Source organism: Micromonospora sp. NPDC051925 (assembly GCF_044548625.1).
Taxonomy (GTDB): domain Bacteria; phylum Actinomycetota; class Actinomycetes; order Mycobacteriales; family Micromonosporaceae; genus Micromonospora.
In genome coordinates, this window is the sequence record NZ_JBIUCH010000004.1 from 33,315 (window position 1) to 46,557 (window position 13,243).

Annotated in this window: 10 protein-coding genes; 4 read left to right on the forward strand and 6 right to left on the reverse strand. The window is 74.1% G+C overall.

The annotated features are described in order from the left end of the window. Nucleotides 1-31: 31 nt before the first annotated feature. Nucleotides 32-802 carry a hypothetical protein gene (locus ACIG87_RS06595; RefSeq protein WP_396848799.1) on the reverse strand — a complete coding sequence of 257 codons (771 nt, stop codon included), beginning with the start codon at nucleotides 800-802 and terminating at the stop codon, nucleotides 32-34. A 16-nt stretch (nucleotides 803-818) separates the two neighbouring features. Next, a complete protein-coding gene (locus ACIG87_RS06600) occupies nucleotides 819-1,442 on the reverse strand; it encodes an RNA polymerase sigma factor (RefSeq protein WP_396848801.1) in 624 nt (207 codons plus the stop codon). Nucleotides 1,443-1,958: 516 nt separating this feature from the next. On the opposite strand from ACIG87_RS06600, the gene ACIG87_RS06605 reads away from it, so the two are divergent. Both ACIG87_RS06605 and ACIG87_RS06610 read left to right on the forward strand, forming a co-directional pair. Next, nucleotides 1,959-3,386 carry a serine/threonine-protein kinase gene (locus ACIG87_RS06605; protein WP_396848803.1) on the forward strand — a complete coding sequence of 476 codons (1,428 nt, stop codon included), beginning with the start codon at nucleotides 1,959-1,961 and terminating at the stop codon, nucleotides 3,384-3,386. Nucleotides 3,387-3,486: 100 nt separating this feature from the next. After that, nucleotides 3,487-4,749, forward strand: a complete 1,263-nt coding sequence (locus ACIG87_RS06610; protein WP_396848804.1) for a nucleotide sugar dehydrogenase — start codon at nucleotides 3,487-3,489, stop codon at nucleotides 4,747-4,749. Between the two features lie 57 nt (nucleotides 4,750-4,806). Here the strand turns inward: ACIG87_RS06610 and ACIG87_RS06615 are convergent, their stop codons facing one another. The 4 genes from ACIG87_RS06615 to ACIG87_RS06630 all read right to left on the reverse strand — a co-directional run bounded on the left by ACIG87_RS06615 (nucleotide 4,807) and on the right by ACIG87_RS06630 (nucleotide 10,176). Then, entirely contained in the window at nucleotides 4,807-7,281 is a 2,475-nt protein-coding gene (locus ACIG87_RS06615; protein WP_396848806.1) for an ABC transporter permease, read from the reverse strand. A 271-nt stretch (nucleotides 7,282-7,552) separates the two neighbouring features. After that, a complete protein-coding gene (locus tag ACIG87_RS06620; RefSeq protein ID WP_396848808.1) occupies nucleotides 7,553-8,218 on the reverse strand; it encodes a response regulator in 666 nt (221 codons plus the stop codon). Continuing rightward, the gene (locus tag ACIG87_RS06625) at nucleotides 8,215-9,429 is read right to left on the reverse strand and encodes a sensor histidine kinase (protein ID WP_396848810.1); all 1,215 of its coding nucleotides are present in this window, start codon (nucleotides 9,427-9,429) and stop codon (nucleotides 8,215-8,217) included. Before ACIG87_RS06625 ends, ACIG87_RS06620 begins: the two co-directional genes overlap by 4 nt. A gap of 69 nt (nucleotides 9,430-9,498) precedes the next feature. Beyond that, nucleotides 9,499-10,176 carry a DUF305 domain-containing protein gene (locus ACIG87_RS06630; protein ID WP_396848811.1) on the reverse strand — a complete coding sequence of 226 codons (678 nt, stop codon included), beginning with the start codon at nucleotides 10,174-10,176 and terminating at the stop codon, nucleotides 9,499-9,501. 138 nt (nucleotides 10,177-10,314) lie between these two features. On the opposite strand from ACIG87_RS06630, the gene ACIG87_RS06635 reads away from it, so the two are divergent. After that, entirely contained in the window at nucleotides 10,315-11,769 is a 1,455-nt protein-coding gene (locus tag ACIG87_RS06635) for an LVIVD repeat-containing protein (RefSeq protein WP_396848813.1), read from the forward strand. A 206-nt stretch (nucleotides 11,770-11,975) separates the two neighbouring features. Beyond that, complete coding sequence (locus ACIG87_RS06640; protein WP_396848815.1) at nucleotides 11,976-13,202, forward strand: SLC13 family permease; 1,227 nt, start codon at nucleotides 11,976-11,978, stop codon at nucleotides 13,200-13,202. The last annotated feature ends 41 nt before the right edge of the window (nucleotides 13,203-13,243 follow it).

Genomic DNA, 13,243 nt, shown 5'->3' on the forward strand with positions numbered 1-13,243 from the left:
CCGGAAGGAACTTCCTGTGAAACCTTTTCGACTAGTTCTTCCGGCCGGGGCCCCCGCCCTCGCTCCCCTTCGGGCCGCCGACGTCGCCCTTCGGTCCGCCGCCATCGTCGTCGGCATCGTCGGGCTCGGTCGAGGGGTGGCCCGGGACGAGGTCCCGGCAGTACGCCTCCACCCGGTCGGCCCCGCCGGCAGCGGCCATCAGGTCGACGAAACCCGGTTTGGTCACCGCCTTCCCCCGTTGCTGGGGCGACTTGGCCAGGTACGCCCGACATTGCCCGACCAGCTTGCCGCGGCCGGCCGGCTCGCCGTGGTGGGGGGTCGCGTACGGGGCGACGGGGGCCGAGGGGGCGCCGCCCGGCGCGACGGGGGGCCGACGCGACGGGCTCTGCCGGTCCGGGCCGGACCGGTGCGGGGTGGGGTGGGTGTCGGACGGGACGGGGTCGGGTACCCGCTCGGCGGGACGATCGTCGAGGGTGACGGCGGCGAAGGCCACCCCGGCGGTGGCGGTGGCGGCCAGCCCGGCGATCCAGGCCACCACGCCGGTGGTCAGCCGCCGCCGCCGTCGTCGGCCGGCCACGACGGGCCCGGGAACAGCGGCAGCCCGCGCGGCCCGGAAGGCCGCCACCGCCTCCTGCTCGCCGGCGAGTTCGTCGGGCCGGGCCGGGCCGGCGGCGGCGGCGAGCAGCCGGGCGAGCGGATCGTCGGTGGACGGCGGTGTGCCGGTGCCGGTCGGATCGAGCAACCGCTCGGCCTCGGCCCGGTCCACCGTCGGGCCGGACCGGGCCGACCGGCGGAAGTTCATCCAGTCTCCCCTCACGTCAGCCGTCCGCCGGCTCGGCCCGGGACGCGTGTGACGTCGGCCGGGGTCGGGGCGGGGTGACCCGCTCGTCGTCGGACGGCTGGGGCGCGTCGCCGCGATCCAGCAACGCGGCCAGCCGGCGCAGCCCCCGGTGCGTCGCCGTACGGACCGCGCCCGGTCGCCGGCCGAGCACCCGCCCGGCGGTCTCGGCGTCCAGCCCGATCACCGCCCGCAGGAGCACGGCCTCCGCCTCCCGGGGCGGCAGGGTGGCGATCAGGGCCAGCGCGGACTCGGTCCCGATCGTCTCACCGGCCCGTTCGGCGGTGTCGGCGTCACCGGCGAGGTCACTGAGCGCCTGCACCGGCACCGGCAGGGACGGGCGGCGACGCTGCCGACGCAGGTGGTCCATGGCCCGGTTCCGGGCGATGGTCACCACCCAGGCGCGGAACTCGCCGCCGGTGAACCGGGACAGGTCCCGGGAGATCTGCAACCATGCCTCGGAGGCGACGTCCTCGGCTTCGGGGCCGACCAGCGCGGTGAGGTACCGCAGCAGGCCCGGCTGGAGGCTGCGGTAGAGGAATCGGAAGGACTCCTCGTCGCCGGCCTGCGCCGCTACGACCGCCTCGGTCAGGTCATCGGTCATGGCCGTGCCGCGCGCATCGTCGACCCGGGTCGACGATGGGCGTACACGTGACGCAGCCACGGTCCGACCAGCGGCCTCTCTCGCGCACCCTCAGCCCCCCGCTGACCCGATCGCACCCGACGCCGAAGGCCGGGTGAGCCGTCTGGACACCGCCGGGAGGCACGGCGTCGGGTGTGGCCGCGGTACCGGCACCGGGTGGGCCAGAGTCGGGGCAAGGTTAGGAGCCGGGTGGGGTCGGGAGCAAGGGGTCATCGGGGCGGAAAGGGTGAGATGGATCAACCCGGAACGACGGCGGGTCGGCGTAACGCGGATCACCCTCGGGACGCTCCCGACGCAACGTCGGGCCGCGAGCGGTGGACCGCCACGTCTGCGGCGCGCGTCGGTGATGACGGCGAGTTGACCGCCGATCACCGCCCGTCAGGGCGGTAGACGGCCGGACCCGGACGGACCGGCCTGCGGATACCGGAAGGGATATCGGCGTCTGCCGGACGGGAGGCCCCTGGGTACGGTATGGGGGTGTTGTCATCCGAGGTCGTGCTCAGCGGTCGCTACCGCCTGGACGAACGTGTCGCCACCGGCGGCATGGGCGACGTCTGGCGTGCCACCGACCTGGTTCTCGGTCGCCAGGTCGCGGTGAAGGTACTGCTGCCGGCGCTCGTCTCGGACCCTGATTTCATCGCCCGGTTCCGCTCCGAGGCGCGGATCATGGCCGCGCTCCGCAATCCCGGCATCGTGCAGGTCTTCGACTGCGGCGAGGACCGGCTCCCCGACGGCGGCCGGGCCGACTATCTCGTCATGGAGTTCGTCGAGGGCGAGCCGCTGTCGCGCCGGATCGAATCGGCCGGCCAGCTGGACGTGACCGAGACGATGTCGATCGTGGCGCAGGTCGCCCAGGCCCTGCATGCCGCGCATGCCGGTGGGATCGTGCACCGGGACGTCAAGCCGAGCAACCTGCTGGTGCAGGAGGACGGCACGGTGGTGCTTGTCGACTTCGGGGTCGCCCGCTCCACGAACGTGACGAGCATCACCAGCACCAACGCGGTGCCGGGCACCGCCCTCTACATGGCGCCGGAGCAGGCATCCGGCCGTCCGGTCTCGGCCGCCACCGACATCTACGCCCTCGGCGCGGTGGCGCACTGCTGCCTGACCGGGCAACCGCCGTTCACCGGCGACAACCCGCTCCAGGTGGCAGTGCGGCACCTCGACGACGAGCCCCCGGAGCTGCCGGCGGACATTCCCGCGGCGGTCCGGGCCCTGGTGGCGCGGGCACTGGCCAAGGACCCGGCGGACCGTTTCGCCACGGGTGCCGAGATGGCCGCCGCCGCCCGCGCCGCGACCGGTGACGGCAGCGCCGCCATGACCGCCCTGGTGACCCCGCCGCTGCGCGACCCGTCCGGGGCGAACGGCCACCGCGTCGACCTGCCGAGAACGCCGACGACGGTGGTCGGCCCGGGGTCGCGGCGCAGCCGCCGAGGTTCCCTGGTCGGCGCGTTGGCCGCGGTGCTGGTGGCGTTGACCGCACTCGGCGCCGCGCTCGGCGCGGCGAAGTCGCTCGACAACGGCGTGCCGAACATCCGGAGCACCGGACCGGCGGTAGCGCCCACCGACCAGACCGAGGCCCCGGCGGTCACCGAGGAGACCGGCCCCGACGAGCCGGCGCGGCCGTACCGGCCGGGAAACCCGACCGACCGGTCGTCGCCGTCGATATCGGTCAGCCCGACGCCGCCCCGGAACGGCTCGTCCCAGCCGCTGCCGACCAAGTCCGCGCCGGCCACCCCCACGGAACCGACGCCGCCCACGACCACCCCCGCGGAACCGACGCCGCCCACGGCCACCACCCCCGCGGAGCCGCCGCCGACCACGGCCGACACGAGCGGCGGGGGCGGCGGGGGCGGCGGGGGCGGCAACAATCCCCCGCCGGCAAGCCAGCTGACCGGCAGCTGATCCGTCCCGACAGCAGGCATCCCAGGAACACCGAAACGGACGTAAATCGCCATATCGCCATCTAGGCTCCCGAGTAGTACACGTCTGACAGGGAGCTCGGGTGAACGCAGAGAAGCTCGTCGTTATCGGTCAGGGCTACGTCGGGCTGCCGCTGGCCATGCGCGCCGTCGAGGCCGGGCTGGACGTGGTCGGGCTGGACGTCGACGCCGACCGGGTCAAACGGCTGGCCTCCGGCGAGTCCTTCGTCGAGGACATCCCCGCCGACCGGCTCGGCCGCGCCCTGGCCAGTGGCCGGTACCGGCCGAGCACCGAGTATCCGGACGCCGAGGGTTTCGACATCTGCGTCATCACCGTACCCACCCCGCTGCGCGACGGGGCCCCCGACCTGAGCTACGTCGAGCAGGCCGGCAGCGCCGTCGGCCCGTACGTCCGGCACGGCTGCACGGTGGTGCTGGAGTCGACCACCTACCCGGGGACCACCGAGGATCTGCTCCGGCCGCTGCTGGAGGCGGCGAGCGGACTGCGCAGCCCGGGTGACTTCCACCTCGGTTACAGCCCGGAGCGGATCGACCCGGGCAACCCCACCTGGCGGCTGGAGAACACGCCCAAGGTGGTGTCCGGGGTGGACGAGGCGTCGCTGGCCCGGGTGGACGGCTTCTACCGCCGGCTGGTCGAGCGGACCGTGCCGGTCGACTCCACCCGGGTCGCCGAGCTGACCAAGCTGATCGAGAACACCTTCCGCCAGGTCAACATCGCGCTGATCAACGAGCTGGCGATGGCCTCCCACCACCTGGGCATCGACGCCTGGCAGGCGATCGAGGCCGCATCGTCCAAGCCGTTCGGTTTCATGCCGTTCCGGCCCGGACCGGGCGTCGGCGGGCACTGCCTGCCGATCGACCCGTGCTACCTGTCCTGGCAGGTCAAGCGCACCCTGGGCAGACCGTTCCGGTTCATCGAACTGGCCGACGACATCAACCACCAGATGCCCGAGCACGTGGCCCAGCGGGTGATGGCCGGGCTGAACCGGATCGGCCGGCCGGTCAACGGCGCCCGGTTGCTGCTGCTCGGCCTGGCGTACAAGAAGAACACCGGCGACATGCGCGACTCGCCGGCGGTGGACGTGGCCCGGCGGCTGCAGGCGCTCGGTGCGGACGTGCACGCGGTGGAGCCGTACGCCGAGCCGCAGCACATCCCCGGCGGGGTGGTGGTGGTCGACCTGACCGAGCGGGAGGTCGCGGCGGCCGACGCGGTGGTGCTGGTGACCGACCACGACAGCTTCGACTACGACCTGGTCACTCGACACGCCCGGTACGTCTTCGACACCCGGGACCGGTGCCGGGGCGAGATGGTGGAACGGCTCTGACCGGTACCGGCCGGCCCGTACCACCACCGGGCCGGCCGGCCCCGGGACCGGACCGGGTCAGTCCGCGCCGAGCGCCTCCACCACCGGGCGGGCCAACGCCCGGCGGGCCGGCAGCACCGAGGCGGCCAACGCGGCCAGCACCGCCACGGCCAGCATCACACCGAGCCGCCCCCAGGGCAGCACCAGCGTGAAGTCCCCGCCGACCCGGGCCACGAAGGCCACCGCCCCGGCGCTGACGCCGATACCCAGCGCGGTGCCGAGCAGCGCGCCGACCAGGGCGGTCAGCACCGCCTCGACGGCCAGCAGCGCACGCATCCGTCCCCGGGACAGCCCGAGCGCACGCAGCACGGCGTTCTCCCGGGTCCGCTCCAGCACCGAGAGGCTGAGCGTGTTCGCGACGCCGACCAGGGCGATCACCACGGCCAGGCCGAGCAGCGCGGTGACGAAGGCGAGCAGCATGTCCACCGTGCCGGTGAGCATCTTCTTGTAGGCCGCCTGGTCCATCAGGTTCACCGTCGGATACCGGGCGACCACCGCCTCGACGGCGGCGCGGGCCCGCTCGGCGGACACCCCGGTGGCTGGTTCGACCTCGGCCAGACGGCCCCGTTCGGTCGGGAAGAGCGCGGTGAAGTCGGCGTCGGTCAGGTCGACGACGTGCCCGGCGGGAACCTGGGCCGGCGTCGGGGCATCGGCGGTGACCACGGCGGCCACCCGGAACGGACGTCCGGCGACGGTGACCGTCGACCCCACCCGCCAGCCCCGGGCCGAGGCCAGTTCCCGATGCGCCAGCACCGTCCCCGGCTCCAGGTCGGCGACGTCCCCGGCGTCGACCCCGGCGAGGGTACGGCGCACCAGGGCCGGATGCGCGGACCGCAGCTCGACGCCGTCGACGACCCGGCTGCGCTGTTCGTGCACCACGCCCACCTCGGGGCGGGTCGCCAGCTCGCCGGCGAGTGGGGCGGGCAGGTCGCCGCCGATGCCGGTGACCACGTAGTCGACGCCGATCTGGGCGTCGACCGCGCGCTCGATGCCCACCTTGACGCTGCCGGCGCCCACCACGAACGCCGAGACCAGCCCGATGCCGATCACCAGGGCGGTGGCGGTCGCGGAGATCCGACGCGGGTTGCGGGCGGCGTTGGCGACGGCGAGCGCGGCGGTGGCCCCGAGGAGTGGCCGCAGCGGTCGGCCGAGCACCCGCACCAGCAGCGGCACCAGCACCGGACCGAACAGCACGATGCCGAAGAAGGCCAGCACCCCGCCGAGGGCGACCAGGGCGATCTGGCCGGCGGCGGCAGCCCCGGCCAGCGCGGCGATGCCGGCGGCTCCGACCAGCGCGCCGACGGCCAGCCGGACCCGCCCGGCGCCCCGGGCCGGCTGCCCGGCCGCGTCGGTGAGGGCGGCCACCGGCGGCACCCGGGTGCCCTGCCAGGCGGGCACCAGCGCGGACCCGACGGTGACCACGGTGCCGAGCAGCAGGCTGAGCAGAACGGTCCGGGGGGTGGGCGTGAGGTCACCGGAGACCGGCAAATCGAGGCGGGGCGCCAGGGCCGTCGCCGCGGCGGCCAGGCCGGCGCCGAACGCCACCCCGAGGGCCGAGCCGACCAGGCCGAGCACCACCGACTCCAGCACGGCGGCCCGGAAGACCTGCCCCCGGTGCGCCCCCACCAGCCGCAGCAGCGCGGTCCGCCGGGCCCGCTGGGCGAGCACGATGGCGAAGGTGTTGGCGATGACGAACCCGGCCACCACCACCGCCACCCCGGCGAAGGTGAGCAGCACCATCCGGAACTGGTCCAGGTCGCGGACCGCGTCGTCGACGGCCTCGTCGAGGATGCGCTGCCGCGACTTCACCGTGGCGTCGCCGCCGACCACCCCGGCCACCCGGTCGTCCAGCGTCTGCGCCGACATGCCCGGCTCGGCGGCCACCATGATCCGGCCGTAGCCCTGTTCCCCGCTGGCCGCCAGGGCGTCCGCGCCGACCAGGCCGATGAACGGGCCGCCGATGTCCCGCGCGGTGCCGGCCACGTCCACGGTGCCGACCAGGGTGTACGGGCGGGCCGGGCCGGTGGCTCCGCCGACGGAGACCGGGGTGCCGAGGACGAAACCCTGCTGTGCCACCGTCGGCGCGTCGAGGACCACCTCGCCGGCGCGGTCGGGCAGCCGGCCGGCGACCACGTCGTACGAGCGCAGCGCCGGTTCGGTGGGGATCGCGGCGAGCACTCCGAAACCGAGCACCGGACGGCCGTCGGCACCGACCACCCCGGCGAGGGCGGTCAGCTCACCGGCGGCGGCGGCCACCCCGTCGACCGCGCGCACCCGGTCGACCAGGGACGGCGGCAGGGCGCCCCGGCCGGCGTAGACGCCGAGGTCGGTGTGCCGGTCGAAGGTGGCGGCCCGCTCGTACGCCCCGGCCCGCATGCCGTCGGTGAGCATCAGTGTGCCGGCGACGAAGGCGACACCGAGCACGATCGCCACCGAGGAGAGCAGCAGGCGCAGCGCGTCGGCGCGCAACGTGCGCAGGGTCAGGCGCAGCATCCCGGTCACCGCCGGCGGTGGGCGACGGCCACGACCGTGGCGGGCCGGACGGGGTCGGAGCAGCCGGCTGCGAACCGGACGGGCCCCGGGCAACCGGTAGCGGGATGGACGGACGTGGGGACGGACATGGGGACTCCCGGTCGGCGTGGTGCAGGTCTCCTCCGACGCTAGGCAGCACCGGACCGGCCGGCGTCCACCCGGCCGCTCGCACCGGCTCCACCGCAGGTCGCCCCCGACCGGGGCCACCCCTACGACTCAGGTCGTACCCGGCTCAGCCGCCCGGGGTGACCAGGCCGCTCTCGTACGCCAGGACCACCACCTGGACCCGGTCGCGGAGCTGGAGCTTGGCCAGGATCCGGCCGACGTGGGTCTTCACGGTCGCCTCGGCGACGTGCACCTGGGCGGCGATCTCGGCATTGGCCAGCCCCTGGGCGACCAGCAGCAGGATCTCCCGTTCCCGGTCGGTGAGCTGGGCCAGTCGCGGGTCCTCGGCGGGGGCCGGGCCGAGCCGGTCGGCGAACCGGTCGAGCAGCCGACGGGTGATCGACGGGGCGACCACCGAGTCGCCCTCGGCGACCACCCGGATGGCCGCCAGCAGTTCCTCCGGCGGCACGTTCTTCAGCAGGAAGCCGCTGGCCCCGGCACGCAGCGCGGCGAACGCGTCCGCCTCCGTGTCGAAGGTGGTGAGCACCAGCACCCGGGGGCGGCCGTCGGCGGAGCCGGCGCAGATCCGGCGGGTCGCCTCCACCCCGTCCATGGTCGGCATCCGCAGGTCCATCACCACCACGTCGGCCTCGACCCGGGCCAGCACCCGCAGCGCGTCCGCGCCGTCGATCGCCTCGCCCACGACCGCCAGGTCGGGCTGGGAGTCCAGCACCATCCGGAAGCCGGCCCGGACCAGCGCCTGGTCGTCCACGATCACCACTCGCACCGTCATACCGCGATCACCTCCGGGTCCGGGGTCGACGGTAGCGGCAGCCGTACCTCGACCTCCCACCCGCCACCGGTGCGGGGGCCGGCGCTGAGCCGACCGTCGTAGACACCGACCCGTTCCCGCATCCCGACCAGGCCATGGCCGCCGGAGGGGGCCGGGCGGACCGGCGGACGGCCGCGTCCGTCGTCGGTCACCCGGACCACCAGGTCGTCGTCGACGCCGAGCACGACCGTCACGTCCGCACCGACCCCGGCGTGCTTGAGGGCGTTGGTGAGCGCCTCCTGCACCACCCGGTAGACAGTCAGGTCGAGCCCGGGTGGCAGCGCCGCCGGCACGCCCTCGGCGCGGAGCCGGACCCGCAGGCCGGCGTCGCGGAACCGGCCCACCAGGGCGGGCACCTCCCCGACGGTGGCGCGGCGGCGTTCCGGGTCGGTGGTGGGGGTGGTGTCGTCAGGGCCGGTCGTCGCCTCCGGCGTGCCCGGTTCCCGCAGCACGTCGACCAGCCGACGCATCTCCTCCAGGGCCTGCCGACCGGTGTCGGCCACCACCTTCACCGCGTGCCGGGCGGTCTCCGGGTCCCGGTCGAACAGCAGGCGGGCCCCGTCGGCCTGCACGATCATCACCGCCATGCTGTGCGCCACCACGTCGTGCAGCTCGCGGGCGATCCGGGCCCGCTCGCCGGCCACCGCCGCACGGGCCTCCGCCTCCCGCTCCCGCTCCAGGGTGCCGGCCCGCTCCTCCAGGCTGAGCACGTAGAGCCGGCGGGTGCGCACGTTCAACGCGGCCAGCCAGACCCCGCCGGTGACCAGGCCGAAGTAGATCGCGGTGGCCCACCAGACGAGGTTGGACTCGGACTGCGTGGCGGCCAGCAGCACCCCGATGGCGGCGACGACCCCGGCCAGCACGCCGTCGCGCAGCCGGTCGGCGTACTTGACCACGCTGTAGAGGGCGATCAGCACCGCGATGTCGTAGGCCAGCACGCCCCAACCGGCGACCACCTGGGTCAGCGCCAGCGCGGCCACCACGGCGGCGACCAGCGCCGGGTGCACCCGGCGGAACAGCAGGGCCAGCGTCATCGCGAGGCCGACCAGGACGGCCGGCCAGCCCCCGGGCTGGGCTTCCGCCCCGCTCACGGCGAAGAGCGCCACCAGGCCGCAGACGCCGACGTCGAAGGCGACGCTGCGCAGCGGGCGACCGAAGAGGGTACGACTCACGGTGACCGAGCGTAGTGCCCCGACCTGGGTCGATGCCGGCCGCTCGGGCGGACCGGCCGGTCGGCGGGGTCAGACCAGCTCGCGCAACCGGGTGATCTCCACGGTCTGCTCGGTCGCCACCGCGTTGGCGAACTCGTTGAGCTGTGGGTCGACGCCGGCGGAGAGCAGCTCGGTGGCCATCGTCACCGCGCCCTCGTGGTGTGCCGTCATCATCTGGACGAAGAGCCGGTCGAAGGCGACGCCGCGGGCGGCGGTGAGTTGCCCGATCGCCTCGGGTGACTGCATGCCGCGCATCCCGCCATGGTCGTGGCCCGGCTCCTCGGCGGCCAGGCCCCGGGTGTCGAACCAGCCGCGCAGTAGCCCGATCTCCGGCCCCTGGGCACCCCGGATTCGTGCGGCGATCGCCTTGACCTGCGTGCTGGCGGCCCGGTCGGGGGCGAGCGCGGCCATCTGGAGGGCCTGCTGGTGGTGCGGGATCATCATCCGGACGAACCAGACGTCGGGGGTGTTGTACCGGGGTGAGCTGGTGTCGCGGACCTCCTGCGCGGGCCGCGTCGTGGCGGGCTCCCCCGGCCGACCGGGCACGATCACCCCGGGGGCGTCGGCCGGAAGGGTAGCGGTCGGCGCGACCGTGGAGCCGGATGCCACCGGGGTCGACGGGCCGTCGGGGCGCAGGGCCAGCCCGATCGACAGCAGGACGGCGGCGGCTGTGACGACGAGCAGGGTCCGCCCACGTCGGCTGGTCATACGACTCCCCCTCCGATCGAGGTCATCGCGATAGTATCCATTCACCGCGGTGCTTCGATGTGGCACAGATCACATCGACCATGCTCGCTGGCCGGTAAGCTATCTGGCACGCGTCGTCCCCTTTCGAAGGGTCTGCCGATGATCAGATTCCCCTTACCCCGACGACGGCAGCTGAAGATCGTCAGCGTGGTCGCCGCCGGCCTGCTGGTGGCGAGCGTCGCCACCAGCCCGGCGGGCAACGCCGCACCGGCCACCGCGGCGGAGGGCGGGACCGGGACGGCCCCGGGCCTCGACGTCGACGAGATCTCCAGCAGCCCCAACCTGCGCCAGGTCGCCAACCTGCCCAAGCAGGCGCCGTTCGACACCACCAGCGCGTTCGGCACCGACATGGCCTTCCAGGGCCGGTACGCCTTCGTCGGCAACTACAACGGCTTCGTCGTCTACGACATCGGCCGCCCCAGCGCCCCGAAGATCGTGTCGCAGGTGCTCTGCCCCGGCTCGCAGAACGACATCTCGGTCTACGGCGACCTGCTCTTCCTCTCCACCGACTCGTCGCGCAACGACGACTCCTGCGCCAGCGTGTCGCAGCCGGCCTCGGTGAAGGAGTCCTGGGAGGGCATCAAGGTCTTCGACATCAGCGACAAGGCCAACCCGCGCTACATCAAGTCGGTGGAGACCGCCTGCGGTTCACACACCCACACCCTCGTCCCGGGCAAGGACCGTAAGACGGTCTACCTGTACGTGTCGTCGTACAGCCCCCGGGCGGACTTCCCGGACTGCCAGCCCCCGCACGACTCGATCTCGATCGTCAAGGTGCCGGTGAAGAAGCCCACCGAGGCGGCCGTGGTGGCCACCCCGAACCTCTTCCCGGACGGCGGCTACGAGGGCATCCCGGGTCAGACCTCGGCCACCTCCGGATGCCACGACATCACCGCCTACCCGACCAAGGACCTGGCCGCCGGCGCCTGCATGGGCGACGGCGTCCTGCTGGACATCCGGGACCGCGAGGCGCCCCGGGTGATCAACCGGGTCCGGGACACGGTCAACTTCGCGTTCTGGCACTCGGCGACGTTCAACAACGCCGGGACCAAGGTGGTCTTCACCGACGAACTCGGCGGCGGCGGCGCGGCCACCTGCAACGAGACCGTCGGCCCGAACCGCGGCGCGGACGCCGTCTACGACATCGCCGGCCGCGGTGACGCCCGCAAGCTGACGTTCCGCAGCTACTTCAAGATTCCCCGGACCAACGCCGACACCGAGAACTGCGTGGCCCACAACGGCTCGCTGATCCCGGTGCTCGGACGGGACGTCATGGTGCAGGCCTGGTACCAGGGCGGCGTCTCGGTCTGGGACTTCACCGACTCGACCAGGCCGAAGGAGATCGGTTTCTGGGAGCGGGGGCCGCTGTCGGACACCCAGCTCACCACCGGTGGCGCCTGGTCGACGTACTACTACAACGGGCACATCTACTCCAGCGACATCCAGAAGGGCCTGGACGTGCTGAAGCTCAACGACTGGCGGACCTGGACGGCCGATCTGGTCCGGGTTCCCGAGCTGAACGTGCAGACCCAGGCCGGCTACCTGAGCTGGTAGCTCGACCGACCGGCGACGGCCCGGTCCCCGTTCGGGGGCCGGGCCGTTCGCGCGCCCGGGACGAAGTGCGGGCCGCCCACCGTGGGGTCGGCGCCCGGGACGAAGTGCGGGCCGACAGCGGCCGGCGATCGGCCGCAACCGCCGGTCACCGACCGTTCCAGCCGACCGGCGGCGGACTCGGACCGGCTGTGCGAGGATCGGTCGCCGTGACACCTGCCGGCGGGGCACCGCCCGTACCGACCGACCGCCCCCGCCGTCCGGGGCTGCACCCGCTGGATTGGGTGGCGATCGGGCTGGCCGTGCTGGGCCTCGGCGCGGTGGTCACCGGCCTGCTCCCCCGGGCCGAGGCCCAGGCGACGTTGCACCGCATCCTGCCGCTGCTGCTCTTCCTCGGCGCGGTGGTGGTGCTCGCCGAGCTGACCGCCGTCGCCGGGGTGTTCGACGTGCTGGCCACCCGGTTGGCGGTCGCGGCCCGGGGCAGCTTCGTCGCCCTGTTCCTGCTCTGCGTCGGGTTCGCCTCGGTCACCACCATCGCGCTCAACCTGGACACCACCGCGGTCCTGCTCACCCCGGTGATGATCGCGCTGGCCCGCAAACTGGGCATCGCCCCGGGGCCGCTGGCGATGACCACGGTCTGGCTGGCCAACACCGCCAGTCTGCTGCTGCCGGTGTCGAACCTGACCAACCTGCTCGCCGCCGACCGGATCGACCTGGCCCCACCGGCGTACGCGGCCAGGATGGCGCTGCCGCAGCTCGCGGCGATCGGGGTGACCATGGCGGGGCTGTGGCTCTGGTACTGGCGGCGGGGCCGACGCGACGCCGACCGGTTCACCCCGCCCCCACCGCACCGGCCGGCGGACCGGCTGCTGTTCGGCACGGCGGTCGCCGGCTGCCTGCTGCTCGTCGCCGGCATCCTGGCCGGGGTGGAGATCGGGATCGCCGCCACCGCCGCCGCCGGGCTGGTGGTGCTCGGCTTCGCGGTCCGGTCCCGGCGGACCCTGCGCCCGGCGCTGCTGCCCTGGCGGCTGCTGGTCTTCGTGACCGGCCTGTTCCTGGTGGTGCAGACCCTCGGCCGGTTCGGCCTGGACGACCTGGTGGCCGTCCTGCTCGGCGACGCCGGTGGCACGGTGGGGGCGTTGCGGGCCGGTGGCACCGGCGCGTTCCTGGCCAACCTGGTCAACAATCTGCCCGCCTACCTGGCCGGCGAGGCGGTGCTTACGCCCGGCGACGAGACCCGGCTGCTGGCGCTGCTGATCGGCACCAACGTCGGCCCGCTGGCGGTGCCGTGGGCGTCGCTGGCCACCCTGCTGTGGTACGAACGCTGCCGGGCCGCCGGGGTGGCCGTGCCGCTCGGCCGGTTCGTGGCGACCAGCGCGGTGGTCGCGGTGGTCGCCACGGTGGCCTCGGTACTCGCCCTGCTGGTGACCGGCTGACCGGTCGGGCCCGGCACCGGGTCCTCCAGACCGTCCCTGCC

Coding starts and splice junctions, on each gene's coding strand:
- ACIG87_RS06595 (WP_396848799.1), bottom strand. CDS start 802: ATGAACTTCCGCCGGTCGGCCCGGTCCGGCCCGACGGTGGACCGGGCC.
- ACIG87_RS06600 (WP_396848801.1), bottom strand. CDS start 1,442: ATGACCGATGACCTGACCGAGGCGGTCGTAGCGGCGCAGGCCGGCGAC.
- ACIG87_RS06615 (WP_396848806.1), bottom strand. CDS start 7,281: ATGCTGCGCCTGACCCTGCGCACGTTGCGCGCCGACGCGCTGCGCCTG.
- ACIG87_RS06620 (WP_396848808.1), bottom strand. CDS start 8,218: ATGACGGTGCGAGTGGTGATCGTGGACGACCAGGCGCTGGTCCGGGCC.
- ACIG87_RS06630 (WP_396848811.1), bottom strand. CDS start 10,176: ATGACCAGCCGACGTGGGCGGACCCTGCTCGTCGTCACAGCCGCCGCC.
- ACIG87_RS06635 (WP_396848813.1), top strand. CDS start 10,315: ATGATCAGATTCCCCTTACCCCGACGACGGCAGCTGAAGATCGTCAGC.